18 protein-coding genes are annotated in these 26,659 nt (G+C 62.9%); 10 read left to right on the plus strand and 8 right to left on the minus strand.

The window, feature by feature from the left end; all coding sequences use genetic code 11:
• Positions 1 to 144 precede the first annotated feature (144 nt).
• Positions 145 to 1,551 carry a pyridoxal phosphate-dependent decarboxylase family protein gene (locus tag AB4Z53_RS33995; RefSeq protein ID WP_441599796.1) on the minus strand — a complete coding sequence of 469 codons (1,407 nt, stop codon included), beginning with the start codon at positions 1,549 to 1,551 and terminating at the stop codon, positions 145 to 147.
• Between the two features lie 246 nt (positions 1,552 to 1,797).
• Positions 1,798 to 3,456 carry a tetratricopeptide repeat protein gene (locus tag AB4Z53_RS34000; RefSeq protein ID WP_441599797.1) on the minus strand — a complete coding sequence of 553 codons (1,659 nt, stop codon included), beginning with the start codon at positions 3,454 to 3,456 and terminating at the stop codon, positions 1,798 to 1,800.
• Between the two features lie 403 nt (positions 3,457 to 3,859).
• On the opposite strand from AB4Z53_RS34000, the gene AB4Z53_RS34005 reads away from it, so the two are divergent.
• The 3 genes from AB4Z53_RS34005 (at position 3,860) to AB4Z53_RS34015 (ending at position 14,420) form a co-directional block, all read left to right on the plus strand.
• Positions 3,860 to 13,120, plus strand: coding sequence for an autotransporter-associated beta strand repeat-containing protein (locus tag AB4Z53_RS34005; protein WP_441599799.1), 9,261 nt, complete (start codon positions 3,860 to 3,862; stop codon positions 13,118 to 13,120).
• Positions 13,121 to 13,130: 10 nt separating this feature from the next.
• On the plus strand, positions 13,131 to 13,784 hold the full coding sequence (locus tag AB4Z53_RS34010; protein WP_441599801.1) for an invasion associated locus B family protein: 654 nt from the start codon (positions 13,131 to 13,133) through the stop codon (positions 13,782 to 13,784).
• 195 nt (positions 13,785 to 13,979) lie between these two features.
• On the plus strand, positions 13,980 to 14,420 hold the full coding sequence (locus tag AB4Z53_RS34015) for a hypothetical protein (protein ID WP_113538623.1): 441 nt from the start codon (positions 13,980 to 13,982) through the stop codon (positions 14,418 to 14,420).
• 323 nt (positions 14,421 to 14,743) lie between these two features.
• Here the strand turns inward: AB4Z53_RS34015 and hisN are convergent, their stop codons facing one another.
• The 6 genes from hisN to AB4Z53_RS34045 all read right to left on the minus strand — a co-directional run bounded on the left by hisN (position 14,744) and on the right by AB4Z53_RS34045 (position 20,208).
• Positions 14,744 to 15,520 carry a histidinol-phosphatase gene (hisN, locus tag AB4Z53_RS34020; protein WP_441599803.1) on the minus strand — a complete coding sequence of 259 codons (777 nt, stop codon included), beginning with the start codon at positions 15,518 to 15,520 and terminating at the stop codon, positions 14,744 to 14,746.
• Positions 15,513 to 16,241 carry an ABC transporter permease gene (locus AB4Z53_RS34025; RefSeq protein WP_441599805.1) on the minus strand — a complete coding sequence of 243 codons (729 nt, stop codon included), beginning with the start codon at positions 16,239 to 16,241 and terminating at the stop codon, positions 15,513 to 15,515. The genes hisN and AB4Z53_RS34025 overlap by 8 nt, the downstream gene beginning before the upstream one ends.
• On the minus strand, positions 16,238 to 16,936 hold the full coding sequence (locus AB4Z53_RS34030) for an ABC transporter permease (protein WP_162768799.1): 699 nt from the start codon (positions 16,934 to 16,936) through the stop codon (positions 16,238 to 16,240). The genes AB4Z53_RS34025 and AB4Z53_RS34030 overlap by 4 nt, the downstream gene beginning before the upstream one ends.
• 58 nt (positions 16,937 to 16,994) lie before the next feature.
• Positions 16,995 to 17,789 carry a transporter substrate-binding domain-containing protein gene (locus AB4Z53_RS34035; protein ID WP_113538619.1) on the minus strand — a complete coding sequence of 265 codons (795 nt, stop codon included), beginning with the start codon at positions 17,787 to 17,789 and terminating at the stop codon, positions 16,995 to 16,997.
• 284 nt (positions 17,790 to 18,073) lie between these two features.
• Positions 18,074 to 19,582 carry a MocR-like pyridoxine biosynthesis transcription factor PdxR gene (gene pdxR, locus AB4Z53_RS34040; protein ID WP_441599808.1) on the minus strand — a complete coding sequence of 503 codons (1,509 nt, stop codon included), beginning with the start codon at positions 19,580 to 19,582 and terminating at the stop codon, positions 18,074 to 18,076.
• A gap of 56 nt (positions 19,583 to 19,638) precedes the next feature.
• Positions 19,639 to 20,208, minus strand: coding sequence for a helix-turn-helix domain-containing protein (locus AB4Z53_RS34045; RefSeq protein WP_441599810.1), 570 nt, complete (start codon positions 20,206 to 20,208; stop codon positions 19,639 to 19,641).
• A gap of 124 nt (positions 20,209 to 20,332) precedes the next feature.
• Here AB4Z53_RS34045 and AB4Z53_RS34050 point away from each other — a divergent pair, with 124 nt between their 5' ends.
• The 7 genes from AB4Z53_RS34050 to AB4Z53_RS34080 form a co-directional block, all read left to right on the plus strand.
• Positions 20,333 to 21,274 carry an ornithine cyclodeaminase family protein gene (locus tag AB4Z53_RS34050; RefSeq protein WP_441599812.1) on the plus strand — a complete coding sequence of 314 codons (942 nt, stop codon included), beginning with the start codon at positions 20,333 to 20,335 and terminating at the stop codon, positions 21,272 to 21,274.
• A gap of 30 nt (positions 21,275 to 21,304) precedes the next feature.
• Positions 21,305 to 22,438 carry an aminotransferase gene (locus tag AB4Z53_RS34055; RefSeq protein WP_441599814.1) on the plus strand — a complete coding sequence of 378 codons (1,134 nt, stop codon included), beginning with the start codon at positions 21,305 to 21,307 and terminating at the stop codon, positions 22,436 to 22,438.
• Between the two features lie 46 nt (positions 22,439 to 22,484).
• Positions 22,485 to 23,264, plus strand: coding sequence for a transporter substrate-binding domain-containing protein (locus AB4Z53_RS34060; RefSeq protein WP_441599816.1), 780 nt, complete (start codon positions 22,485 to 22,487; stop codon positions 23,262 to 23,264).
• A gap of 61 nt (positions 23,265 to 23,325) precedes the next feature.
• Positions 23,326 to 24,708, plus strand: coding sequence for a M20/M25/M40 family metallo-hydrolase (locus tag AB4Z53_RS34065; RefSeq protein ID WP_441599817.1), 1,383 nt, complete (start codon positions 23,326 to 23,328; stop codon positions 24,706 to 24,708).
• Positions 24,705 to 25,376, plus strand: a complete 672-nt coding sequence (locus AB4Z53_RS34070) for an ABC transporter permease (protein WP_113538612.1) — start codon at positions 24,705 to 24,707, stop codon at positions 25,374 to 25,376. Before AB4Z53_RS34065 ends, AB4Z53_RS34070 begins: the two co-directional genes overlap by 4 nt.
• Before the next feature lie 4 nt (positions 25,377 to 25,380).
• Entirely contained in the window at positions 25,381 to 26,061 is a 681-nt protein-coding gene (locus AB4Z53_RS34075) for an ABC transporter permease subunit (RefSeq protein WP_113538611.1), read from the plus strand.
• A gap of 62 nt (positions 26,062 to 26,123) precedes the next feature.
• On the plus strand, positions 26,124 to 26,659 hold a 536-nt coding region (locus tag AB4Z53_RS34080; protein WP_441599820.1), incomplete at its 3' end, for an amino acid ABC transporter ATP-binding protein.

Below are 26,659 nucleotides of genomic sequence, written 5' to 3' on the forward strand. Positions count from 1 at the left end.
GCGTCCTCGCGGCAACAATGGCTCGATCCGAGCCCACTCCGCATCGCTCAACCAGGTCAACTGCCGCTGCTTCATCAAGGCCTCCAACTCCAAGACCTTGAATCACAATTTGGCAGAACCCGGAATCCCTATTGAGTACAGACCCTAGCCCATTCCGCGAGCAATTTCCGTGATCACGCTGAAGGCGGTATCGGCATCCTCGCGGGTCATTTCGCACTGTCCCGCCTGGAAGCGTATGGCGATGCGATCATCGACGCGGGTTTGCGTCAGGTATATGCGCCCGTCGTCGTTGATGGCATTGAGAAGCGCAATGTTGTGCCCATCGGCGTCACCCTCGCCTTTATGACGGAAGGAAAAGAGCGAGAGCACCGGTTGGCTGACGATCTCGAAATCCGGTTCGCTCGCCAGCCGCTGAGCGACCTGCCTCGACCAGGAGACATGGTTGCGGATCATCGTGCGCAGGCCTTCCAGGCCATGAAAGCGAAGTAGAAACCACAGCTTCAACGCGCGGAAGCGCCGGCCGAGCGGCACGGTCCATTCAGAATAGTTGATGATGCCGTCATGGCCGTGGGTCTTCAGAAACTCCGGATGGATCGCCAGGGTGCGGACCTGATCCTCCGGGCTGCGGATGAATTGCACCGAACAGTCGAAATTCGCGCCGAGCCATTTATGCGGGTTGAAGACGATGGAGTCGGCTTCCTCGACGCCGTCCCACAGCACTCGGAACTCCGGGCAGATCATTGCCGAGCCCGCCCAGGCGGCATCCACATGCAGGTAGAGGCCGTGTGCCTTGACGACGGCGGCAACCTCGCGGATCGGATCGCAGGCGCCGATCGAGGTACCACCGGTACAAGCGATGACACCGGCCGGGATATGGCCGGCCGCAAGATCCGCTCTGATGGCGGCCTCGAGCGCTTCCGGCTCCATGCCGTTGAGCGGCCCCTTGGTCGGGATGCGCACAAGATTGGCTTCACCGATACCAGCGACCCAGATCGCACGGTCGATGGACGTATGGACCTGTCTCGAGGCGTAGACGCGCACGACCCTGTTTGCGGCCAGCCCCTCGCTGTTGCCCCTCCAGCCGAGCGCTTTTTCGCGCATGACAAGGACCGCAGCGAGCGTGGCGCTTGAAGCGGAGTCCTGGATGACGCCTGAGAAATCCGCGGGCAGGCCGAACGACTGGCGCAACCAGTCGACGACCCGGGTTTCAAGCTCTGTCGCTGCCGGCGATGTCTGCCACAGCATGCACTGAGCGGCGACCGATGTGACGAGGTAGTCCGCAATCACCGAGACTGGCGCGGCATTGGCCGGGAAATAGGCGAAGAAGCGCGGATGCTGCCAGTGGGTGAGTCCGTCGGGGATGATCCGCTCGAAATCCGAGAAGATCGCCTCCATCGCCTCGCCCCTCTCCGGAGGAGCTTCGGCGAGTTGCCTGATGATGTCGCCTGGCCTGACCTTCGCCCGCACGGGCCGCTCGCGCAGGCCGTTCCTGTAATCGACACCCCAATCTGCAACGCGTCGTGACCAATGACGGAATTCTTCGCTATCCATTTCCCACCTCCGTTCAGGATCGCGTCCTGTGCCTGGCTGTTGTCAGGAATTGCATTGGAGAACAGATTAAACGCCATGTTGTGGCGTCATGAAAGGGCGCCCGAACTGTTCCGAAGTCTGCGGTCGCGGGTGCCCGATCATGCGGCTTCGCTCGCCCATTGAGCCGACTTGCCAAACGGTTCGAGCCACTTCCGCGAGTGCGTCAACCCATCTTCTGCCTCGATCCCGTGGCGCCATTCACGCGGGTCAATCCTCAGGCAACCCGGCAGCGATCATCAGACCCACGAGGCGTTCGGTCGCGCTGAGATAGACCGGGCTGGTGTTGGCGGTCGGCGGTGGCAGGTTGCGCGCTGTCGAACCCGGCCTCAGCTTCATGGCCTGCGCCAGGGCGGCCCTGGCTTCGTCTGTTCGGCCCAACTGCTGATAGGCCGCTGCCAGCAGGAAATGCGTGCGCCCGCTGGCCGGCGTGATCGCGATCGATCGCTGCAGCCAGGGCATAGCTTCTTCGGCCCGGCCCATCAACATGTGGACCCAGCCTGCTCCGATCGCCCATGTCCAGCGGGCGACCTGGGGCGTATCGAACCGGTCTGCTTGCTCGAACGTTGCAAGTGCTTCGTCGAAACGCCCCAGGAAGACCTGGGAAAGCCCGAGGAGGTAAAGCACGGTCCCGTTCCAGGGATCGAGGGTGAAGACCTTGCCACAGGCCACCAGGCTTTCGACAAAGCGGTTGGTCGCCGACAGATACCGGCAACGCATTTCGAGCACGGGGATGTAATTCGGCTGTGCGCGCAAGGCGCGCTCAAGAATCTCTCCGACGCGGGTCTCGACCGTTTCGCGCTCCGCAGCGGGAAACCAGACCATCTGGATCCCGCGCAGCTGAAATGCCGCGAGCGCAACTTGAAGGTCGATATTTTCCGGATCGTCGGCGAGCGCTTGTTCGAGCATCGCCTGCGCGGCGCGAAAGCGCTCCGGCGTCGTTTGGTTGATCGAGGCGGTTGCTTGCTCGATGGCAGCCTTGGTGCTGCCCGCCGGCAAACCGTCGGCCGAGCGCTCCCCAGCGTTCAAAAGCACGTTGATACGGAGCGCCAGTGCATGGCCCATTCCGGCCGTCAGGCGCGTTTGCTGGAGTTGCTCGTCGTCGCCGGTCAACCCGACCGACACCGAGCTGGTCCACTTGACCGCGCCGGTCGCCGGTTCGGTCATGCGCGTGCGCAAGTTCCACGCTGTTTCGGTTTTCTCCAGTTGGCTGCTCACGACAAGATCGACCGCCTCCGAAGCGCCGCCGGGCGGAACGACCACCCGGATTGTCTCGATTTTCGCCAGACCGTCTGTGAGGTCGCGGTTGACGCCTGCCGCCATCCGCTCAGTCAGCGGATCGTTGCTTGCAGCGGTCATGGGGATCACGGCGACAGTTGGAAGCGATCCCGTTACGACACTGGGGAACCGGGTCACAGCGGCCGCCAAAGCCGACAGGCCGAACCCGGCCACAGCCACGAGTGCGGCGCGACGGCGCATCTTGGGGCCGAGCCAGCTCCCTTTCGATCCACTTTCCGCCTCAGGATCGATCTGCGACAGAGGCTTTTCCGGAACGACCGCGTCCGGCGCTGCCGATACCTCGGCCTCAAACAGGTAGCCGCGGCCCGAGACCGCTCGAACCAACTGCCGACTGTCATCGCCGAGGGCTGCGCGAACTTCCCGAACGCACTGGAACAGACTGTCTTCGCCGACATGGACGTTCGGCCAGACCGCCGCCATCAGCTCGGGCTTGCTGATGACCCTGCCCGGGTTGGCGGCAAGCAGTTGCAGCAAATCGAAAGCCTTGGGCCTGAGCTTGATTGTTTCGCCGCCGGGCCCGCGCAGTTCGGACCGCTGGGGATCGAGTTCATATCCAACAAATCTGAGCACCGGGCCTCCGCCTCCCGCGATGATATCCCCGGAACTCCGGCGTCCTGCCAAGAACAAGAAGATTGATGATTAAGCCATTCGATTTCCTACGGGAAAGGCAAAATTCAACAAAATTTCAGAATTTCCCCGACGCCCCTTCAGGACTTTCCCCGGCCCGCACTGACATACGGGCGCAAGAACACATGATCGCTCGGGACACGATCACGGCAGACGCGGACAAGGGCAGAGGCCTGGATGCGCTGCAGGAACGCGAGCCCTGATCCAGGCGGAGGGAGCCTATGTCTTCAGGAGTGCTTCTGGCTTCGGCGCAGCATGCGCATTGGCTGGCCTCTCCCGGCAGCGAGTTCCACACCGGCGCCAAAGCATGCGGAGCATTTTTGTGAACATAGCCAGGAATTATGAAATGCGCGCCAACCGGTTCGCGCTGCGTATCCCCGCGCTGGGTGTCGTCGCCTCTTTGGCAGCGAGCCTTGCAAACTCCGTTGCGCCGCTGGCGCTGATCGTCGCGTCCGGGCCTGCACTGGCAGACAGTATCGGCCAAAACGGTGGCTCCGGCGGAAATGCACCCAATTCCTCGAACGCGGCCGGCGGGGGCGGCGCAGGGATGGCCGGCGATGGATCGGTGACCGGCACGGGCGGGGGTGGTGGCTCTACAAGCTCGAGCAATCTCGGCGGATCGGGCGGTGCTTCGGACGGTGGCGGCGGTGGAGGTGGCGGCTACGGCCTTGCCGCGGGCGGCGGCGGCGGCGGCGCGGGCGGCGCAGGCCTCACGCTGACTTCCGACCAAGTCAACAATGCGACAATCCGGGGAGGCAATGGCGGCAATGGCGGCTTCGGGAGCTCTAATTTTGCGCAGTCCTGGTACTACGCCGGCGGCGGAGGCGGCGGTGGCGGCGGGTCGGGCATCATCGTCACGACCGGAACCAGCTTTACCAATTCAGGCCTGATATCGGGCGGCAATGGCGGCGGCGGCGCGCCCGCCAGCGGGCCGGGCATCAACCCATTCTCCAATCCTTCGGGCAACGGAGCGGGCGGCAATGGTGGCAACGGTATCACCGCCACCGCCTCCAGCGGACTGACAATCAGCAATTCTGGTACGATCCAGGGCGGCGGCGGCGGGACGGACTTCCAGAACCTCCAGGCCTATCGCCCGCAGGCGGGCGGCTACGGCATCATCGGCCAGAACCTGACCATCACGAACAGCGGAACGATTGTCGGCGGTGCGCGCGGTGGAGCGGGCGGCCTGTCCGGCAACCTCTCATCCGCCATCGTCATCACCGGCGGCACCAACAGCATCACGGCTCTTGCCCGCAGCAATATCGGCGCGATTGATCTCAACGGCGGCGCAACGACCCTTGCGGGCTCTTTCAACGAGAGAGTCCAGGTCAATGGCGGCGCCACGCTTGCCCTGGGCGCAGCCGGCGACGCGACTGGCATCACCAGCTTGAGCAATGCCGGTGGCACGATCACGATCGGCGACGGAAACACGCTTTCGGCCGGGACAATCGCCAACTTCTGGGGCGGGAGGATCTCCCTAGGCGCTGGTTCGGTCCTCTTTGGCACGGGCAACACGTTGAACAACGATGCCACCATCGATGTCGGCACCGACGGTGTCGTCATGGACAATGGCGATATCAACAACAACGCCGCCGGCATCATCAATTTCAATGGTCCGGGCGGTACAGCGCAGCTTTCCCCTGGAACCAGCAACGTCAACAACAGCGGCCAGATCAATGTTGTCGGCGGTGACGTCGACGTGGGGATGAGCAACATCAACAACCAGGGTAATGGCCTGGTGTCACTCACCGGCGGCGACATGTTCGGCGTGTCTACACTCACAAACTCCGGCACGGCGACGCTGAACATTGCTGCGGGCCGCAAGCTCAGCCTGCAGACCCTCGCCTTCAATGGCGGCACCATCTCGGGCACCGGCACGATCGAGGCTGCGAGTGCTTTCAACCTTTGGGGCAATGGCACGATCGGCACGACACTCACAGGCGCGGCAAATCTGACGAGAGGCGGTCCCGGAACGACAATCCTCACGGGCAACCATACCTATACCGGTGGCTCCACGGTCAATGCCGGCGAACTTCAACTCGGCACCCTCGGTGCCGCTGGCTCGGTCCAGGGTCAGGTCAACGTGCTCGGCGCCGGTACATTCACGCTCACCAATGCCAACCCCACGGGCCTTACCGGTATCACGAATGCCGGAAGAACATATCTTTACAATTCCTCAAGCGCAGCCGGTGCCACCATCGCCAACACCGGTGAACTCTATTTCTACAATGCCAGCGGCGCCGGCAGCGCTGTTGTGACCAACGACAATTTTCTCGAATTCCACGACACCAGCACCGCCGGCAACAGCAGTATCACGAACAACAGCAATCTCCTTTTCTATGACAACAGCCGCGCCGGAACGGCCACTATTGCCAACAGCAGCGGCAGTTTTCTGAATTTCCACAACACCAGCTCCGCAGACGACGCCCGCATCACCAACGGCGCCGCACTGTCCTTCTACGACACCAGCACGGCCGGAAGCGCGGAGATAACCAACGATCGCGAGCTTACCTTTTATGACGCGAGCGGGGCCGGAAGCGCCGGGATCACCAACAATGACACCCTGACGTTCCGCTCGACCACCACGGCGGGCAGCGCCAAGATCACCAACAACTCCAGCCTGGCATTCCTCCACAACAGCAACGCCGGCGATGCCGAGATCACCAATGGCTCGGCTGGTACCGTCGACTTCTCGGGATCGACGGGTTCCGCCGGCAACAAAAAACTCACCGCCGGTTCGATCGCCGGCGGAGGGTCCTATCTGCTTGGCGATAACGAGTTGACCGTCGGCTCGAACGGCCTGTCGACCGAAGTCGGCGGAACGATCAGTGGCACCGGCGGCTCGCTGGTCAAAGCTGGCACCGGTACGCTCACCCTGACCGGCGCCAACACCTATAGTGGCGGGACGACGATCTCGGGCGGCGTCTTGCAACTCGGCAACGACGGTGCGAGCGGCTCGATCCTGGGCGATGTGGCCAACAACGGCGTGCTCGCCTTCAACCGCAGCGATGCGGTCACCTTCGCCGGCACCATCTCGGGCAACGGCGCTGCGCGGCAGATCGGTTCAGGCACCACCATCCTGACCGGCACCAACATTTACACCGGTGGCACGACGATTTCAGACGGCACGCTGCAACTGGGCAATGGCGGCGGGGCCGGGTCGATCCTGGGCGATGTGGTCAACGACGGCATTCTGGCCTTCAACCGCAGCGACGCCGGCACCTTTCCCGGCGCCATCTCGGGCAGCGGTGCGGTGCGGCAGATCGGCACCGGCACCACCATCCTGACGGGCACCAACACCTATACCGGTGGCACGACGATTTCAGGCGGCACGCTGCAACTCGGCAATGGCGGCGCGACTGGCTCGATCGTCGGCGACGTCATCAACGACGGCGTGCTCGCCTTCAATCGCAGCAATACGGTCACCTTCGCCGGCACGATCTCGGGCAGCGGTGCGGTGCGGCAGAGCGGCTCCGGTACGATGGTCCTGACCGGCGACAACAGCTATACCCGCGAAACGACGATCGTTGGCGGGACTCTCCAGATCGGCAATGGCGGCGCGACCGGCTCGATCGCTGGCGATGTGATCAACGACAGCGTACTCGCCTTCAACCGCAGCAATACGGTCACCTACGCCGGCGCCATCTCGGGCAGCGGCGCGATGCGGCAGAACGGTTCAGGCACCGCCATCCTGACCGGCAACAACGCCTATACCGGCGGCACGACGATTTCGGGCGGCACGCTGCAACTCGGCAATGGCGGCGCGGCCGGCTCGATTGTCGGCGACATCGCCAACGACGGCATTTTGGCCTTCAATCGCAGCGACGCGGCCACCTTCGCCGGCGCCATCTCGGGCAGCGGCGCTGTGCGGCAGAGCGGTTCAGGCACCACCATCCTGACGGGCACCAACACCTACACCGGCGGCACGACGATTTCGGGCGGCACGCTCCAGATCGGCAACGGCGGCGCGACTGGCTCGATCCTGGGCGATGTGGTCAATGACGGCGTGCTCGCGTTCAACCGCAGCGACGCGGTCACCTTCTCCGGCGCGATCTCGGGCAACGGCTCTACGCGGCAGATCGGTTCGGGCACCACGATCCTGACTGGCACCAACACCTATACCGGCGGCACGACGATTTCAGGCGGCACGCTACAACTCGGCAATGGCGGCGCGACCGGCTCGGTCGCCGGCGACGTCGTCAACGACGGCGTGCTCGCGTTCAATCGCAGCAACGCTGTCACCTTCGCCGGCGCGATCTCGGGCAACGGCTCTACGCGGCAGATCGGTACAGGCACAACCATCCTGACTGGCACCAACACCTACACCGGCGGCACGACGATTTCGGGCGGCGTACTCCAGATCGGCAATGGCGGCGCGACCGGCTCGATCGTCGGCGACGTCGTCAACGACAGTGTGCTTGCGTTCAACCGCAGCGACGTGGTCACCTTCGCCGGCGCCATCTCGGGCGGCGGCGCAGTGCGGCAGGTCGGTTCAGGTACGACGGTCCTGACCGGCAGCAATACGCATACCGGCGACACCACGGTCTCCGGCGGCCAGCTACAGTTCGACGGCGGCAGCAACACGCTCGGCGGCAAGCTGAACGTGACCGGGGGCACCCTGGGGATCCGGGCGCCGGTGACCGTGAACGTCGCACAGACCGTGAACTTTGCCGACAACACTGCGCTATCCATCGTCGCGGGTACGAACAGCCCCGCGCTGTCGGCCGACGGTATCAAGATAGGCAACGGCGTCGGCTTCAACATCGGCGGCATCAATGATGCGAGCCAGCTCGACAAGGTGCTGATAGACACCCGCTCCGGCATCGACGGCGACTTCGCCAACATCAGCGTGGGCGGCTTCAGCGGCGCCGTGGACTACCTCACCATGTCCGCCCGCAAATCAGCCGACAATCTGCAATATCTCGCAAGCTATGGCCTGAGCTGGACCGCCGGCAACAATCTCGCCCACGGCACCTTCACGCTGACCAATGCCTCCGACAGCTTCACGGTGGGCGCGGCGCTTTCCGACCAAGTGGCGAATGCGGCGACGGGCTGGAACGGCACGTCGCTGACCAAGGCCGGCGTGGGCACGCTCACCCTTACCGGCACCAACACCTATGGCGGCGGCACGACGATTTCGGGCGGCGTCTTGCAAATCGGTAACGGCGGTGTGTCCGGATCGATCCTGGGCGATGTGGCCAACAACGGCGTGCTCGCCTTCAACCGCAGCGATGCGGTTACTTTCTCCGGCGCCATCTCGGGCAACGGAGCGGTGCGGCAGATCGGTACCGGCACCGCGATCCTGACCGGCAGCAATGCCTACACCGGCGGCACGACGATTTCAGGCGGCACGCTGCAGCTCGGCAACGGCGGTGCGACAGGCTCGATCCTGGGCGATGTCGCCAACAACGGTGTGCTCGCCTTCAACCGCAGCGACGCGGTTACTTTCGCCGGCGCCATCTCGGGCAATGGAAAGGTGCGGCAGATCGGTACCGGCACCACGGTGCTGACGGGCAGCAACAGTTATACCGGCGGCACAACGATTTCGGGCGGCGTCTTGCAACTCGGTAACGGCGGTGTGTCCGGATCGATCCTGGGCGATGTCGCCAACAACGGCATGCTCGCCTTCAACCGCAGCGATGCGGTTACTTTCTCCGGCGCCATCTCGGGCAACGGAGCCGTGCGGCAGATCGGTACGGGCACCACGACCCTGACCGGCAGCAATGCCTACACCGGCGGCACGACGATTTCGGACGGGGTCTTGCAACTCGGTAGCGGCAGTGTGTCCGGATCGATCCTGGGCAATGTCGCCAACAACGGCGTGCTCGCCTTCAACCGTAGCGACGCGGTTACCTTCGCCGGCGCCATCTCAGGCAACGGAGCCGTGCGGCAGGTCGGTACCGGCACCACGACCCTGACCGGCAGCAATGCCTATACCGGCGGCACGACGATTTCGGGCGGCGCCCTGCAAATCGGCAACGGCGGTACAGCCGGCTCGATCACAGGCAATGTCATCAATGACAGCGTGCTCGCCTTCAACCGCAGCGATGCGGTTACTTTCTCCGGCGCCATCTCGGGCAGCGGCGCGATGCGGCAGATCGGTACCGGCACCACGATCCTGACGGGCAGCAACAGCTACATCGGCGGTACAACGATTTCAGGCGGCGCGCTGCAACTCGGCAATGACGGCGCGGCTGGCTCGATCCTGGGTGATGTCGTCAACGACAGTGTGCTTGCCTTCAACCGCAGCGACGCGGTTACTTTCTCCGGTGCCATCGCGGGCAGCGGAGCCGTGCGGCAAATCGGCTCCGGTACGACTATCCTGACGGGAGACAATAGCTATACGGGAGGCACCACAGTCGCAGGCGGCGTGCTCCAGATCGGCAATGGCGGTACGACAGGCTCGATCGTCGGCAATGTGGTCAACGACAGTGTGCTCGCCTTCAACCGCAGCGATGCTGTTGCCTTCTCCGGCGCCATCTCGGGCAACGGAGCGCTGCGGCAGATCGGTACGGGCACCACGGTCCTGACGAGCAACAACGCCTACACCGGTGGCACGACGATTTCAGGCGGCACGCTGCAACTCGGCAACGGCGGCGCAACCGGCTCGATCGCTGGTGATGTGGTCAACCACGGCGTGCTCGCCTTCAACCGCAGCGACGCTGTCACCTTCTCCGGCAACATTTCGGGCAGCGGCGCTGTGCGCCAGATCGGTTCAGGCACGACGGTCCTGACCGGCAGCAGTGCCTATATGGGCGACACTACCGTCTCCGGTGGGCGGTTGCAGTTCGGCGACGGCAGCGCAGGCGGTAGCAATGCTCTGGGTGGCAACCTGATCGTGACCGGCGGCACGCTGGCGATCCAAACGCCGGCGGCACTGGACGTCGAACGGGCCGTCACGCTCGCAGACAACACCGCGTTGTCCGTCGTCGCCGGCGCGACCAGCCCCGCGCTGTCGGCCAACCGCGTCACCATCGGCAATGGTGTCGCCTTCAACATCGGCGGCATCAACGATGCAAGCGAACTCGACCAGGTACTGATAGACACCCGCTCCGGAATCAGCGGCGACTTTGCCAGCGTCACCGTCGGTGGATTCAGCGGCACGGTGGACTATCTCACCGTTTCCGGCCGCAAATCGGCCGACAGCCTGCAATACCTCGCAAGCTATGGCCTGAGCTGGACCGCCGGCAACAATCTCGCCCATGGCACCTTCACGCTGACAGGTGCGGCCGACACCTTCACGGTCGGGACGGCGCTCGCCGACCAGACGGTAAACCCTGTGCTTGGCTGGAACGGCACGTCGCTGGCCAAGGCCGGCGCCGGCGCGCTCACTCTTACCGGCGACAACACCTATAGCGGCGGCACCACGATCCTGGGCGGTGTACTGTCGGTCTCGCGCGACGCCAATCTCGGCGCAGCTTCGGGCGGCGTTTCCTTTGCCGGCGGTGCGCTTGCGACCACCGCGAGCTTCGATACCGCTCGGTCGATCGAGCTGACCCAGGCCGGGCGCTTCGACGTCGCTGCCGGAACTGAACTCGGGCTGACGGGCAGGCTGTCGGGCAGCGGCGATCTAATCAAACAGGGTGCCGGCACGTTGCGGTTCGACAACGGCGCCAACGCCTACACCAACACGCTGGTTGCGGCCGGTACCCTGATCGGCAACGCCACCTCGATCTCGGGCAAGATCGGGAATGCCGGCACGGTCGTCTTCGATCAGACGGCCAACGCCGCCTTTGCCGGCGATATAGGGGCACTCAATGGCTCGGCCGGCCGGATGATCAAGCGCGGCGCCGGTGCTTTGAGCCTGACCGGCATGTCGTCKCTCGATTGGACGGTCCAGGCGGGCAGGCTCGTCACGTCGGCCGAGCGCTTCGGCGGCGATGCAGCCCTCGCCTCGGGCGCTTCCCTTACGTTCGACCAGGCGGTCAACGCCAGCTATGGCGGCGTGATTTCCGGCAGCGGCAGCTTCGCAAAGGCTGGCGCGGGCTTCCTCACCTTGACGGGCAACTCCTCCGCTTTCTCCGGGGTGACCACGGTCGAGAACGGCACGCTGGCGGTCAACGGCTTACTTGGCGGCACCGTCGACGTGCTGGCAGGCGGTCGCCTTCAAGGCAGCGGCGCGGCGAGCAATGTGCGCGCTTCGGGCACGATCGCGCCGGGCAACTCAATCGGCACGCTCAACGTCGCCGGCAATCTTACCTTCAACTCCGGCTCGATCTACGAGGTTGAGGTGAACGCGGCCGGTCAGTCGGACAGGATCGTTGCCACCGGCACGGCGACCATCGCCGGTGGCTCGGTCAAGGTTTTGGCGGACACGGGCAGCTACGCGCCGGAGACAAAGTACACGATCGTGACCGCCCATGGCGGCCGGAGCGGCAGCTTCAGCGGCGTGAGCTCGAACCTCGCCTTTCTTGATCCTTCGCTCAGCTACGACGCCAGCAGCGTCTATCTGAAGCTGACCCGCAACAATATCGACTTCTCCAGTGTCGGTGCAACGCCGAACCAAATCGCCACCGGCGGCGGGGCCGAAACCCTTGGGAGAGGCAATCCAGTCTACAACGCCATCACGAACCTGTCGGCACCGCAGGCGCGAAACGCCTTCGACCAGCTTTCGGGCGAGATCCACGCATCGGCGAAGTCGCTGCTCACCGAAGACAGTCGCTTCATCCGCAATGCGATCAACGAACGTCTTCGCGCGGCCTTCGACAGTGTCGGCACCGCGAACAGCACGGTTACGAGCTATGTCGACGGCAAGCCCGTTGCGGTCGACGCGACAACCGATCGTCTGGCGTTCTGGAGCCAGGGCTTCGGCTCCTGGGGGCACACCGACGGTGATGGCAACGCCGCGCGTCTCAACCGCTCGACGGGTGGATTCTTCGCCGGCGCGGACATCCCGGCGTTCGACAACTGGCGCTTCGGCGCGATCGCGGGCTACAGCCACACCAGTTTTGACGTGAAGGACCGCTACTCCTCCGGTTCGAGCGAAAACTATCACGCCGGCCTCTATGGCGGCGCGACTTGGGGCGATCTCGCCTTCCAGGCCGGTGCCGCCTACACCTGGCACGATGTCTCGACGTCGCGGACCGTGATGTTCCCCGGCTTCAGCGACAGCTTGAAGGGCGACTACGACGCGGGCACGGCGCAGGTCTTCGGCGAACTCGGTTACGGCATAGCCATGGGTGAAGCCCGGTTTGAGCCCTTCGCCAACCTCGCCCATGTGAGTGTTCAGACTGATAACGTCACCGAGACCGCTGGGACGGCCGCGCTGAGCAGCGAGGGCGACACGACGGATACGACCTGGACCACGTTGGGCCTTCGCGCCTCGACCACCTTCGACCTCGACGGTGCGGCCGTAACGGTCAAGGGCATGGCGGGCTGGCGTCGCGCCTTTGGCGATTTGTTGCCGCTGTCGACGATGCGTTTTGCCGGCGGCGGCGACCAGTTCCTGACCGCCGGGGTTCCGATCGCGCGCGATGCGGCTGTGGTTGAAGCGGGCCTCGACTACGCCCTTTCACCAAGTGCGACGCTCGGCGTGACCTATGCGGGCCAGTTCGGCTCAGACGTCTCCGATCAGTCCGCTCGCGTCAACCTCAACGTCAAGTTCTGAAGGCCCTTGCATGACCAGCAGCAATATTCGCTTCCTTGGACTCTCTTCCGCAGTGCTCGCGATTGCGGTGGGCGTGGCGCTATACCTCGTACCGGAGTTCGCGTCTTCGAGCCCCACCCAGGCGGCACCGATCACCGACACCCACGATGATCCCGCGCCGCAGCGTTTCGAGGTGGCCCAGGCTGGTGGCCAAACTGCCGTTGCTGCAACGGAATCGTCCTTGCCGGGCGGCGCATCGTCGCTGAACGAGACCTATAGGGACTGGCGCGTCGCCTGCGTGCAGGATGGCAGCACAAAGCGTTGCGCGCTGTCGCAGGTCCAGGCACAGCAAAACGGACAGCGCGTGCTTGCAATCGAGCTGAATGCACCGTCCGTAGATACTGTGTCGGGCACGCTGGTTCTGCCGTTCGGTCTGGCACTTGAGCCCGGCGTCACCTTCCAGATCGACGACAGGCCGGCGATGCAGTCCGTGCACTTCCACACGTGCGTCCCGGTCGGATGCCTCGTTTCAGTGAACTTCGACGCCCCGACGCTGGTCGCGCTGCGCGCCGGCGCGGCGCTCAAGGTCAAGGCCGTCGCTGATGGCGGGGCGGCGGCTCCGTTCTCGATCTCCTTGCAAGGATTCGGCACGGCACTCGACCGTGTGGAAACACTGGCACGCTAGAATTGGTCGAAACCCCAAACTGCGGCCCGATTTCGTGATGCCCTTCACGCCCGCCTGGTTTCGGCCGCCTCGCAGCCGGATTCTGGTTGCGTCCTTGGAACTAATGACGGGCGAGACTGTTTCAGCTGTAACTTTGGCATGACGCTGACGTGCCCGCCTGGCTGGGTAAGCCTCGATTTTGAGGAGACTCGCATCATGAAGATTTCGTCCAGATTTCGTTCCGTCGCGGCTGCGGTTATCGCTGCAGCAGGCCTTAGCTTTGCCGGCTCTGCGCATGCCGACAGCGGCAAGATCAGCTTCTCAGTCTACAAGGCTGCCTTCTTTGTGGGCGGTTCTGGAGGCGAAGGCACGCTGACCTTCCATGGTCACCGCTATCCCATCTCTGTCGGCGGCATCTCGGGCGGCCTCGCCTTCGGGGCTTCGAAGACCAATTTCCATGGTACCGTTCGCCACATTCGCCGCGCTCGAGATGTGACGGGTGTCTACGGTGCGGCGGGTGGCGGCGGCGCGCTGGGCAAGGGGGCCCAGATGATCGTCATGACCAATGACAAGGGCGCCCAACTCGAACTTTCAGGCAAGCAGGTCGGCCTGCAAGTCAACGCCGATCTCAGCGGCATTGCCATCACGGTGAAGTAAGGGCCGTCGGTCCGTCCGTAGTCCCCTCTACGCTGAATACAAGGGTCGGCTTCCAGCGCTACCTCTTAGCAAGCGGCTGCTTCACTGTAGGCCCCGAACACCAGCGGGCCGCTCGCCACAAAGCCCGAGACCATAAGCGCCACAGCAGTGGCGCTTTGAAGCGAAATCGCGAGAAGGAACCCCGCGACCGCAGCCTTCGCTCGACTGCGGACGAATAGAGGTGAGCTGCTGCCGCGCCATACACGTTCTTTGGCCGAGCGCGACCTGTCGTTCCGGAGACGGGAGGCCGTTGATCGCAGCCCTGCCCTCCCGTCAGATCTCCATCAATTCAGCGTTTCGAGGACTTGGCGATGCAAGGCTTCGTTGGCGGCTGCAAGGCACAGATTGCCGGAGGTCAGCGTGAGCGGCCGACCCTGCCAGTCCGTGATACAGCCGCCCGCACCCGTCACCACCGGGACAAGGGCGCAATAATCATAGGGATCGAGCCCTCCATCGATGCTGATGTCGATGCTGCCGTCCGCGACACGGCCATAGGCCATGCAGCTCCCGCCATAGACGCACCACCGCGTGGATTGGCGCAGGCGCTCAACGCTATCCTTCTCGTTTTGCTGGAACGGTTCCGGATTGCCGTTGGCCATGAACGCCTCTGAAAGGAGAGCAGTCGATGCGGTCCGGATGGCAACACCGTTGAGGGTCGTCGCGCGCCCTGACAGTCCCAGCCAGCGGTCGCCGGTGACAGGGTTGTCGATAAGTCCAAGGACCGGCGTCCCGCCATGCGTCAATGAAATCAACGTGCCATAGACAGCAAGCCCGCCGACAAAAGCCTTGGTTCCGTCAATAGGATCGATGACCCAGACGAACTCTTCCCCCAGGCCCTCGGCGCCAAACTCCTCGCCGAGCACCCCATGGTCGGGGAAGCGGTCGGCGATGCGTTCGCGGAGCGACTGCTCCACTGCGCGGTCGGTTTCCGTCACCGGGCTCGAATCCGATTTCGCAACGGGGCGGCGCGGGCCGGCCGCGGCCGAGCGCACGATCTGCCGCGCAACATCGGCGATCTCGTTGGCGAAACTGGAAAAAAGGTGAAGCGGCTGGTCAAGCATGGGCGGGTACCCTCCTCAATGTGTTTTGTGCCTCTACGGCCGGGCGCATGTGGCGGGAAAGGCGGGCCTCGATCGCCCGCACCAGACGCGTGAGCATCCAGGCGACGCAGAGATAGATGAGCGCAGCGGAGATAAAGACTTCGTAGGGAGCATAGGTCCGGGCGACGATCGTATTTGCACTGCCCGTGAGCTCCATGATCGTGATCGTGCTGGCGAGCGAGGTCGCCTTCATCATGCTGATCATTTCGTTGCCATAGGCCGGCATGCCGATCCGGAACGCCTGGGGAAGAATGACGAGCCGGTAGATCAGCGAGGGGCGCATGCCCAAGGCGATGGCCGCCTCCTTCTGGCCGGCCGGGATTGCGAGAATGGCGCCGCGCAGGATGTTCGCAGTGTAGGCTGCGGTATGAAGCGCGAGCGTCAGCAGTGCGCAGAACCAGGCTTCGCGAAGGACTGGCCAGAAGACGCTGCTGCGGACGATCTGGAATTGCGAAACTCCGTAGTAGACCAGGAAAATCTGCACCAGCAGAGGCGTTCCACGGAAGAAGGTGATGTAGCCCATGACCGGGAGCCGGAACATCGGGCGGCCATTGGCGGCGACGATGCCAAGCGGCAAGGCGAGCAGGCCGCCGCAAATAAGGGTCATAAGGAGCAATTGCACGGTGGCAAGCGCACCGTAGAGCAGCGCCGGAATGCTCTCCAACACCAGGGACCAGTTCATGCTGCGGACCTCCTCTCGCCGCGCATCAGCCGTCCTTCGAACCAGGCTATGAGGCGCGTATTTGCCAATGTCAGAGCCAGGTAGATCAGGGCGGTCGTCATATAGAATGTGAAGGGCTGGCGGGTGACCGAGGTGGCCATCTGCGACAGGCCCATCAATTCATGCAAGCCGACGATCGAGATCAGCGAGGTATCCTTGATCAAGGAAATCCAGTTGTTGCCGAGGCCTGGCAATGCGAAGCGCATGAGCAGCGGCAGACGGATCTTGACGAACATGACGAACCACCCGAGGCCGAGCGAATGCCCCGCCTCGATCACGCCGGTCGGAACGGATTGCCACGCACCGCGCAGGACTTCGGCAGCATAGCCGCCGAAGACGAGGCTGAGCGCGAAGACGCCGGCCTGGAGAGGCGGCACCTCGACGAAGCCGAAATCCGCGACGAAGAGGTTGACCGCTTTCGTTAGTGCCACCGTGCCGCCGAAGTACACGATCAGGATGACCAGCAGTTCGGGCGTGCCTCGCATCACCAGGCTGAAGCCGCGGCCAAGGGAGGCCACGGCGCGGTTCGGCGACATCTGCGCCAACGCGCCCAGCATGCCCCAGCACAGGCCGACGAGCAGCGAGAGCACTGCCACTTTCATGGTCAAAAAGGTGCCGTGGGCGAGCTCATCGCCCCATCCCTGCAAGAGATCCATGGTCGTCTCCATAGAAAGACGGAGCCGTCAAACGGCTCCGTCCGGTTGCCGTCGTGGATTACTTTGCGGAGGCCGGAAGGACGCTGAACGACCAGTACTTGTCGTTGATCGCCTTGAAGTTGCCATCCTTGAACATGGCGGTCAGCGCACCGTCGACCTTCTTCAGAAGATCCTCGTCGGCCTTGCGGATACCGATACCGATACCGGGGCCGAAGTAGGACACGTCGTCGATTTCGGGACCGACGAAACCGTAGTCCTTGCCTTCCGGCTTGCTGAGGAAATCGTTGTCGAGCTTGATCGGGCCAGCAAAAATGAGATCGACGCGGCCGGCCTGAAGATCGAGGATCATGTTGTCGACCTTGTCATATTCGGACACGGTCGCCTGCGGGTACTTCTCTGCGATGTACTTCGCATAGGTCGATGAACGCTGAAGGCCAATGGTCTTACCGGCAACGCCTTCCGGGTTCGGCTCGCCCGCATCCGTCACCGGCTTGGCATCCAAGGTCTTGAGGCCGACGAAGCGGGCGGCCGACGAGCGGTAGGGAACGGAGAAGTTGATGCTCTGCAGCCGCTCCTCGGTGATGGACATCGATGCGGAGATCAGGTCGTACTTGCCGGCGAGCAGGCCAGGGATCATGCCGTCCCAGGCCTGGCAGATGATTTCGACCTCGCTGCCGATCTGCTTGCCGACGGCAAGCGCGACATCGACGTCGAAGCCTTTGATTTCTCCGTTGGCGTCCTGATATCCGAACGGGGGATAGGTGCAGTCGGCTGCCACTTTCAGCGCGGCGGCCTGCGACGACGTTGCGCCGAGCAGAAGGCTGGCGAAGGCGAATGCGATGATCTTTTTCATGAGACCTCCCTTGTCATAAGGCTGCGGTTTTTCGGCATGGGGAACAGGGCAGCTGCCTTTAAGCGGGCGGCTGCATGTGAGGTGTCGCGAGCGGCGACCGGTGTTCAAAGCCAGCAGCGTAGCTGCTCCGGCGATACTGGTGCGCGCGATTATGTGGTCATGTCTTTGGATCCGACTTGCATTCCGGCCTCCCTCCAGAACCTGTCTTCTGGAACAAAGGATGGCTCGGAAGCAGAGTGAGCTAAAGTACCAATTCTTATAAACTGTTGGTACCGGATTGCGTTTCAGGAGGACTTGCCGGCTCTTTCCAGAAACCGCCTCGTGACCAGCTCCATCCGCTGAACCGCCCCGGCCAACCGCTCGGGGGAAAGGTTTCCAAATCCCGTGACGAGACCAAAAAGATCCTTCCGCTCAATGCAATAGGAAGAGAGCGGTGGCGTATCGATCCAGGCTCCGCGCAAGAGCCGCGAGAGCTCGACGTCGTCGAAGGGCTCGCGCGCCGTAAGCGTCAGATGGAGACCCGCGTCCAGTTCCGGAATATTGAACACGTCGCCCAGCTTTTCTTTCAGGGACGTCATCATCGCGGTGGCACGATCCCTGTAGAGGGCGCGCGTGCGCCGGATATGAGATGCGAGTTCTCCGCTCGCCATGAAGTCTGCGACCGTATGCTGGTGGGTCAGTGGCGCATAGCAGGAAAGGCTGTCTTGCACGGCCGTGAAGGCCGCGATCAGCTCGCGTGGCACGACGAGGTAGGCAAGCCGCAGCCCGGGGGCCAGCACCCGATTGAAGGAGCTGACATGGATGACCCGCTCGCCACCCTTGCGCGCGGCGAGCGGCACGAGCGGCGTACCGCGCCATCTGATCTCGCTGTTGAAGTCGTCCTCGAATATCCAGCGCTCCGACGTATTGGCCCAGGCGAGAAGCCGTTCAATCGCCGGTTCCGACATGGTTGCACCCGCGGGAAACTGGCCGACCGGCGAAACCAGGATCATCCTGGCATCCGCGGCACGATGCGCGATGTCGTCAGGGTTCAGTCCGTCACCAGAAACGGGCACGGGTGTCAGCCGAAGACCAGCCGAACGCAGCGTGGACAACAGCGTCGCGTAGGCCGGATCCTCCACGCCGACGACGTCACCGGCGTCGAGAAGAACATGCGCGACGAGATTGGCGGCCTGAAGCGTACTTCCCACGACGATAATCTGGTCAGCCTCGCATCGGATACCGCGCGCCTCGCTGAGATAGATGGCGAGTTGTTGGCGAAGCGCCGCCAGGCCGCCGCCTTCGCCATAGCCGAGATCAGAAACCGCGAAGCGTCGCCAATAGTTGGCGGCGATCTTGCCGAACTGCTTGTAGGGGAAGATATCCAGCGCCGGCATGCCAGGACTGAGGTCGAACTTGTCCTGGCGCGACCAGCTCCAATGCCGTATCGACGCCTCCCTCCCCCGTGCAGACAGCGCGACGGGTAAACTCGAAGGCGGCTGGCCTCTTTCTCCTCCAGGCCGAACCGAGTCTTCTGGAAGGCTCTCTTCCACGTAGAAGCCGGAACTCGGGCGACGCTTGATGTAGCCCTCGGCCGCCAAACGATCATAGGCCATGTTGACCGTATTTCTCGATATCCCGAGATCGGTCGCCATCGACCGGCTGGCCGGCAGGCGGGCGCCGCGTGCGAGCTGTCCGTTGACGATCAGCCGGCGCAACTGGATGAACAGCTGCTCCTGCAACGTCGGCCCACCGGATTTTTCTCGAACGACCATGGTCCAAACGGGATAGTTGAACTGTTTCGCTGAGGCCATTCGAGAAATCCCTGTACGGAGCCGCGCACTATCTCCCCGCCGGGCGGTATTTCCATCTACGAGACGACGTTGCGAATGAAGCGAACGATCTTCTTCCCGACGTTGCAGTACGAATAGTGCTGGGCCGTGCTGTAGGAGACAAACTCGCCCGCGACATAGTCCCGCGCCTCGCCCGATTGGATCAAACGCAGCGCTCCTTCGACGACGAAAAGCATCTCGTGCCACCCTTCCGGGTCCGGCTCGGCCACGTAGCTTTCGCCCGGGCCAAGGGTCCACAGCCACATCTGCGTTTCCCGCGAGGCGGGCGCCGAACAAAGCAGCGTAGCGGCGCTGGCCGGTTGACTTCCGCGCCAGGTGACCTCGTTGATCTCGGCACGCGTCTCCCGCGACGGATCGCGCACCAACTCGACGAAGTCCACGCCCATCGCGGTCGCCAATTTATCGAGGCTGGAAAGGCTGATGTTCGCGTCGCCACTCTCGACCGCGGCGATCATTCGCCGGCTGATACCGGATGCATCGGCCAGCGCTGTCTGGCTCAAGCCGGAGGCGAGCCTCAAGCGGCGCAGGTTTCCGGAAACGTGGGCCAACACATCGGCCCGGTCTTGACTGTGCAATATATTGCTCATATGGTCCTTCTAGACTACCGGCTTTCACAGCTCAACACATTTCTGTGCGTCTTGCCCTGCATGGGGCGCCAAGGCTTTGGCGTCCATGCAGCGTGACTTCGCACGCCTTTTTGGGATCGTCACAATGCAGAAATTGGTCGTACTCAACGACGAAGATATCACCCGGCTCTTGCCCCGCACAGATGTGCGCGCAGCCCTGGAGCGTATGTTCATCGCAATTGCCGATGGACAGGCTGTGCAGCCACCACAGACGTTGAGCCTGTTCCCGACGGGGGGTGGAGACTTCATCACCTATCCAGGCGTTCTCGGAAGCGATGGTGTCTTTGGCACCAAGCTGTCGCCCTATATCCCAGGCCCGAATGGGGCGACCGTTACCGCCTGGACGCTGCTGATGTCGATGGCGACCGGAAAGCCGTTGCTCCTGTGCGATTCCAAACGCCTGACGACCGAACGAACGGCGGCGACCACCGCAATTGCGGCCGATCGACTGGCTGCGAAGGATGCCAAGACCCTGACGGTCATCGGCACGGGAGAAATCGGTGTCGCGCACCTGCGTCATGCCACAACGATCCGTCCGTGGCAGGAAGTTCGTCTGTGCTCTCCGGATGTTGCCTCCCGGCACGGTCTGCCGACCCGGCTCGAATCCGGCTGCCCGGTGACGACATCCACCGATGCCGACGCGGCCGCGGCAGGCGCCGATGTGGTCATGCTGTGCACCTCGTCCGGCACCCCGGTCATCGACGCTTCGAGAATTGGGGCGGGCGTACTCGTCACATCCATCAGCACCAATGTCGCCAACGCCCACGAGATTGCCCCCGACACGCTCAATCGGTTCGAGGTCTATTGCGACTATCGGGCCACAACGCTTGCCGCAGCCGGGGAAATGAAACTTGCCATAGAAAATGGCCAGTGGAGCACCGATCGCCTTGTTGGCGACCTGCCTGAACTGTTGTCGGGCAGGGCACCCGCCCGGGACACCGGCCGGCCCGCTTTCTTCCGTTCGATCGGACTCGGGCTCGAAGACATCGCAATCGCCAGCGCCCTGCTTTCCGCAGCGCGCTCTTAACCAATTCCAAGACAGCACAGGAGATAGGCCATGAAGATTCGTGATTTCGGCGTCGAGATCTGGATGAACCGCTACGAAACCAGATGCGACTGGAACATCGCCGAGACCTGCGTCGAGTCGCTGACGGTCGCCGAGCTACTTGAGATGGCCGGCAAGACCGACACGATCCTCTCCGAGCTTCTGCCGATGAAGCTCACCTACGGCGCGATCGAAGGCAGCGAACGCCTCCGCAAGCTGGTTGCCGGCCTTTACGAAAAGCAAGGTGCAGACAATGTCGTGATCACGCACGGCGCCATCGGCGCGAATGCCCTGGTACACGCAACGCTGGTCGAGCCGGGTGACCGAGTGATCTCGGTCCTGCCGACCTACCAGCAGCACTATTCCATCCCGGAAAGCTACGGCGCCGACGTGCAAATCCTCAAGCTCACGGAAAAGACTGGATTCTTGCCAGACCTGGAAGAGCTGAGGCGCCTTGCAACACCGGGCACGAAACTCATTGCCATCAACAATCCGAACAATCCGACGGGCTCGCTGATGGATCGCGCCTATCTGGAGAAAATCGTCGAGATCGCCCGCGCCTGCGGCGCATGGATCCTGTGTGACGAGGTCTATCGCGGTACGGACCAGGAAGGCGACGGCATGACCGCCTCGATCGCCGACCTCTATGAAAAGGGCATCAGCACTGCGAGCATGTCCAAGACCTTCGCGCTTGCCGGCCTGCGTCTCGGATGGATCGTCGCTCCCGTGGAATTGATCCACGCAGTCTCCGTCCATCGCGACTACAACACGATCAGCGTCGGCATGCTGGACGATCATTTCGCAGCCATTGCGCTGGAGAACCGCGACAAGATTCTCGCGCGCAGCCAGGCGATCACGCGCACCAACCTCGCCGTGCTCTCCGACTGGGTCGAGAACGAACCGTTGATCTCGTGGATCAAACCGAAATCCGGCACGACAGCACTCCTCAAATACGATCTGCCCATTTCCTCGGCAGAGTTCTGCATCCGGCTTCTGGAACGTACCGGCGTGATGCTGACGCCTGGCAGCGCGATGGACATGGAAGGCTATGTCCGGATCGGCTTCACCAACAACGGCACCACCCTTCAGGAAGGCCTGAAGCGCATGTCCGAGTTCCTGAAGGGTTATCAGACTGCCGCCGCGTGATCGGTGCACTGAAAATGCAATGTCTCGTAACGAAAGGGGAGTGAACATGAAGAGATTGCTTGCCGTGATTACGCTTACGCTAGCAGCGAGTGTCGCTGGTGCAGAAGATCTGCGGGTCGGCACGAGCGCGGACTATCCGCCGTGGGAATCCGTCGATGCCAGCGGCGAGGTCGTCGGTTTCGACCGCGACATCGGCAACGAAATCTGCAAGCGCATCGAGGCGAATTGCACATGGCAGAACCAGGCCTATGACGGTCTGCTGCCGGGCCTGCAGGTTGGTAAATTCAACCTGGTGATCTCAGGCGTTTCGATCAACGAGGAACGGGCGCAGAAGGTCGACTTTTCCGTCGCCTACGCGGACGCCCCGAACGCGATGGTCGTTGCCGCGGGCAGCCTGGTTGCCGAGGCGAAGTCCGCAAAGGACCTGCAGGACAAACTTGCGAAAGTCGCCATCGGCGTACAGACCGGGACGACCCATGAGCAGGTGGTTCGCGCCCATTTCCCGGACGCGGATGTGCGCGTCTATGACCGCCCGGACCAGATTGCCGACGACGTTGTTGCCGGACGCATCGATGCCGGCCTGATGGAGCGATCGGCACTTGAGCCGCTTGTGAAGGATCGTGGCGCTGACAAGCTGGTCTATGCCGGCCCGCTCCTGACCAGCGCGAACTTCCCCGAATTCGGCAGGGGACAGGGCGTCGCCATCGCCAAGGGCAACACGGAACTCACTGCCAAGGTTGACAAGGCCGTGGCAGCGATGCTCGCCGACGGCACAATCAAGACGATCTCCGAAAAGTGGTTCGGCTACGACATTTCCAAGAAATGACGAACACGTGAACCACGCGAGGGGGCGAGCAAGCCCGCCTCCTCGCGAGAGGAATTGGACGATGACACTCCCAGACCATATCAAGATCGAAGCGAGGCGGGACCTGACGGACCTCGTCGCGATCCCCTCCGTCAGCGCCCGAGTCGAAGGCCTCGATGCGTGCGCCGATAAGGTTGCCGCTCTCCTCGCCGACGCCGGCTTCCAAACTGCGACCGAGCCAGGGGACGTCGGTCCGTTCGTGACCGGAGAAATCGGTGAGGGCCCCTTCACACTGGTGATCTACAACCACTACGACGTTCAGCCTGAAGAGCCTGTCAATCTTTGGACGGCACCGGCCTTCAGCCTGACGGAGCGCGACGGTGCGCTCTTCGGCCGCGGTGCGGCAGACGACAAGGGCGAATTCGTCAGCCGACTTGCCGGATGGCGCCTGTTCCGGGAACGGCACCCTGGCCCCTTACCCTTCCGCCTGATCTGGATCGTCGAGGGCGAAGAGGAAATCGGAAGTCCTTCGCTCGTTCGCTTCCTGGAGAAACGTTATCCGGACCTTCGAGCTGACCTCTGCTGGTGGGAATTCGGGGAGGTCGATTCACATGGCAGACCCGTGGTCCTCATGGGCTTCAAGGGCGTGCTGGCGATCGAACTGAGCGTGCGGACCGCGCGCGCGGATCTTCATTCCAGCCTCGGCGCGATATTCGATAATCCACTATGGCGGCTGGCCTCTGCTGTAGCGTCCATGCGCGATGCAGCCGGCCGTGTCCTGATCGAAGGCTTCTACGAAAACACCGAGCCCGATCGAGCGACGAGAGAGCTTGCCGCTTCGCCCCCGTTTCCGCTGGAAGACTTGATGGCGGCAACCGGGGGGCAAAAGCTTCTTGGCGCCGTGACACCGTCCAACTTCTATGAACACCTCAACTTCGAGCCATGCCTCAACGTCAACGGCATCCATGGCGGATACGATGGAGCTGGCACGAAGACGGTTCTGCCCGCGACAGCGACCGCCAAGCTCGATTTTCGTCTCGTTCCTGGGCAGGATCCCAAGGCCGTCGCTGACCTGGTGCGCCTGCACCTGGACGACAACAGTTTTGACGATATCGAACTGATCGTTCACGACGCCGAGGTTTTGGGTGTTCGCAGCGATCCATCGCATTGGGCCGTGAGGCTCGGGGCGGACTTGCTGGAAAAGTGGTTCGGCCAGCCTGCCATCCTCCAGCCGAGTTCTGCAGCCTCAGGCCTTGCGCACCCCTTCGTGCACCAGCTCGGCGCCACGCTCTTCGGCGCGGGCATCACCCACCATGGCGCTATGTTGCACTCTCCCGATGAGAACATCCTCATCGACCAGTTTCACCAGATGATCGGCTTCTCCGCAGACTTCTTCGCCGCGCTCGCCAGACAGTGCGGATCGGCGGCAGACGTTGGTTCCCAGCTACGCGAGACCGGGTTATGATTGAAGCGGTTGCCCAGTATTTTCCCCAGCTCCTGCAGGGCTTCGTCGTCACCCTCTCCGTCGCCGTCGGAAGCTTTGTCCTTGGACTCATCTTCGCTGTCGTGCTTGCACCGGCCGCTGTCTACGGATCCGCCCCGGTTCGCAAGGTTATCGCTGGTTACGTCAGCCTCATTCGCGGTCTGCCGGAACTGCTGGTCATCTTCCTGATCTTCTACGGCGGCACGGTTCTATTGACCGGTCTTTTCGGCGTCTATGTCGAAGTGGATGCTCTCACCGCCGGCATCGCCGCGCTGACCGTCGTCTCGACCGCCTATCTGACGGAGATCGTCCGCGGTGCACTGGTTGGGGTGTCCTCTGGTCAATGGGAGGCGGCACTCGCTCTCGGCCTTCGCCGGCCCGGAGCGTTCCGGCTGGTCGTCCTGCCGCAGATGATGGTCCGAGCCCTGCCCGGTCTCGGCAATCAGTGGCTCGTGATCCTGAAGGAGAGCGCCTTGGTCTCGATCATCGGGCTCGAGGAATTGATGCGCAAATCCGTCGTCGCGGCCGGCGCAACCCATAAGCCCCTCGCCTTCTACCTTACGGCTGCGGCGCTGTACGTGCTGGTGACCGGCGTCTCCACGCTCTTCATCAACGCCTGCAATCAGCGCCTGACCACTCATCTGCGGTAGCCCCATGTCATTGGATCTTTTTCTTCCCGCTTTCATCGCCATCAAGAACGGCTTCGTTCTGACACTGACCATCACCCTGGCGAGCTTTCTCTTGGGACAGGTGGTGGCGCTGCCGGTCGCCCTGGCTCTGTCCTCTCCTTCAAAGGGGTTGCGGCTTCCGGCGTCTGCCTACACGTTCGTCATCCGCGGCAGCCCGCTTCTCGTGCAGCTCTTCATTGTCTACTACGGTCTTGGACAGCTGGAGGCCGTTCGCGAAAGCGTCCTCTGGCCCATTCTCCGCAGCCCAGTCTATTGCGCCGTACTGACGGTTGCCCTCAACTCGGCCGCCTATACGGCTGAGGTCCTGTCCGGTGCAATCCGGCAGATACCCAAAGGGCAGTGGGAAGCCGGGAAAGCCCTCGGACTGGCAAAATATGTCCTGTTGATCAAGGTCGTCCTGCCGCAGATCTACCGCGCCGTTTTGCCAAGCATCGGCAACGAACTGATCCTCGTCATGAAGGGGTCGACCCTCGCCAGCGCGGTCACGGTCATGGAAATGACCGGTGCAGCCCGCGTATTCGTCGCCAAGACCTATGCACCATTCGAAACGTTCCTGATGGCGGGTGCCATCTATCTCTTGATCGGCGCCGCCTTCGGGCGGGTCTTCAAGGGGCTCGAAACAAGGTTCGCCATCCCAGGCCGATGAGCCAACACGATCGACATTCGCGAGAACCGCAAGCGGAGAAAGTCTCCCGCGCGGCGCAGCCAATGCACACTTCTGGAGGAGAGAAAATGTCAAAGTCAGCAGTCGAAATCACCGGCATGAACAAGTGGTACGGCGCTTTCCATGTTTTGAAGGACATCGATCTTGATGTTCAGCAGGGCGAGCGCATCGTCATTGCMGGCCCGTCGGGCTCCGGCAAGTCCACGATGATCCGCTGCATCAACCGGCTGGAAGAACACCAGAAGGGCAAGATCGTCGTCGACGGCATCGAGCTCACCAACGATCTGAAGAAGATCGACGAAGTGCGTCGCGAAGTCGGCATGGTGTTYCAGCACTTCAACCTGTTCCCGCACCTGACGATCCTGGAAAACTGCACGCTTGCRCCGATCTGGGTGCGCAAGATGCCGAAGAAGCAGGCCGAAGAAAYCGCGATGCACTTCCTGAAGCGCGTCAAGATTCCGGAGCAGGCGAACAAGTATCCGGGCCAGCTCTCGGGCGGTCAGCAGCAGCGCGTGGCGATCGCCCGCTCGCTGTGCATGAAGCCGAAGATCCTGCTGTTCGATGAGCCGACCTCGGCACT

This window comes from Ensifer sp. 2TAB8 (genome assembly GCF_052115125.1).
Classification (GTDB): Bacteria; Pseudomonadota; Alphaproteobacteria; order Rhizobiales; family Rhizobiaceae; genus Ensifer.

Excerpts from the sequence above, each read along its gene's own strand:
- AB4Z53_RS33995 (WP_441599796.1), bottom strand. The coding sequence starts at position 1,551 with ATGGATAGCGAAGAATTCCGTCATTGGTCACGACGCGTTGCAGATTGG.
- AB4Z53_RS34010 (WP_441599801.1), top strand. The coding sequence starts at position 13,131 with ATGACCAGCAGCAATATTCGCTTCCTTGGACTCTCTTCCGCAGTGCTC.
- AB4Z53_RS34015 (WP_113538623.1), top strand. The coding sequence starts at position 13,980 with ATGAAGATTTCGTCCAGATTTCGTTCCGTCGCGGCTGCGGTTATCGCT.
- hisN (WP_441599803.1), bottom strand. The coding sequence starts at position 15,520 with ATGCTTGACCAGCCGCTTCACCTTTTTTCCAGTTTCGCCAACGAGATC.
- AB4Z53_RS34025 (WP_441599805.1), bottom strand. The coding sequence starts at position 16,241 with ATGAACTGGTCCCTGGTGTTGGAGAGCATTCCGGCGCTGCTCTACGGT.
- AB4Z53_RS34030 (WP_162768799.1), bottom strand. The coding sequence starts at position 16,936 with ATGGATCTCTTGCAGGGATGGGGCGATGAGCTCGCCCACGGCACCTTT.
- AB4Z53_RS34035 (WP_113538619.1), bottom strand. The coding sequence starts at position 17,789 with ATGAAAAAGATCATCGCATTCGCCTTCGCCAGCCTTCTGCTCGGCGCA.
- pdxR (WP_441599808.1), bottom strand. The coding sequence starts at position 19,582 with ATGGCCTCAGCGAAACAGTTCAACTATCCCGTTTGGACCATGGTCGTT.
- AB4Z53_RS34045 (WP_441599810.1), bottom strand. The coding sequence starts at position 20,208 with ATGAGCAATATATTGCACAGTCAAGACCGGGCCGATGTGTTGGCCCAC.
- AB4Z53_RS34050 (WP_441599812.1), top strand. The coding sequence starts at position 20,333 with ATGCAGAAATTGGTCGTACTCAACGACGAAGATATCACCCGGCTCTTG.
- AB4Z53_RS34055 (WP_441599814.1), top strand. The coding sequence starts at position 21,305 with ATGAAGATTCGTGATTTCGGCGTCGAGATCTGGATGAACCGCTACGAA.
- AB4Z53_RS34060 (WP_441599816.1), top strand. The coding sequence starts at position 22,485 with ATGAAGAGATTGCTTGCCGTGATTACGCTTACGCTAGCAGCGAGTGTC.
- AB4Z53_RS34065 (WP_441599817.1), top strand. The coding sequence starts at position 23,326 with ATGACACTCCCAGACCATATCAAGATCGAAGCGAGGCGGGACCTGACG.
- AB4Z53_RS34070 (WP_113538612.1), top strand. The coding sequence starts at position 24,705 with ATGATTGAAGCGGTTGCCCAGTATTTTCCCCAGCTCCTGCAGGGCTTC.
- AB4Z53_RS34075 (WP_113538611.1), top strand. The coding sequence starts at position 25,381 with ATGTCATTGGATCTTTTTCTTCCCGCTTTCATCGCCATCAAGAACGGC.